The organism is Planctomycetota bacterium, assembly GCA_039819165.1.
Lineage (GTDB): Bacteria > Planctomycetota > Phycisphaerae > Phycisphaerales > UBA1924 > JAHCJI01.
Map to the genome: position 1 here is coordinate 1 of JBCBSM010000015.1, position 559 is coordinate 559.

Consider the following 559-nt stretch of genomic DNA (forward strand, 5'->3'; position numbering starts at 1 on the left):
GACGAGACGTGGTCGGTCGACACCGAGTCGAAGCTCCTGGCAGGGCAGACCGTCCGCCTGGAACGCGGCTTCATGGAGCTGCGACTGCTGAACGGCATCGTCGTGGTGATCGAAGGCCCCGCCGAGTTTACGCTGACCAGCACTGTGAAGGGCGTCCTGGAGTACGGAGGGCTGGCGGTGCGCGTCCCCCCCGGCGAGGAAGGCTACGTCGTGGACACACCGACGGCCCGACTCACCGACCTGGGCACCGAGTTCGCGGTCGTGGTCGGGTCGTCCGGCGACGAAGTCCACGTGCTCGACGGCCAGGTGCGGCTCGAACCGAGGGCGGGAACCCTCCCCGCCGCGGGCGCGGGCCTCGTCAGGACGCTCCGCATCGGGCAGGCGCTGCGTACGGACCTCTCGGGGAGCACGCGCCTCGTGGGGGCGCGACCGGTCGAGTTCCTCGGACGGCAGCGGCTCGCGGAGCTCGCCAGCCGAGAGTCCACCAACCGCGTCGCGAAGTGGCAGGCCTACCGCGCCGAACTCGAGGCCGACCAAGGCGTGCTGTTGAACTACGGCT

The 559-nt window shown here is 70.7% G+C and carries 1 protein-coding gene; it reads left to right on the forward strand.

What is annotated here, in order from left to right; genetic code table 11:
• A partial coding sequence (locus AAFX79_13795; protein MEO1009629.1) for a FecR domain-containing protein occupies positions 1–559 on the forward strand: 559 nt, incomplete at both ends.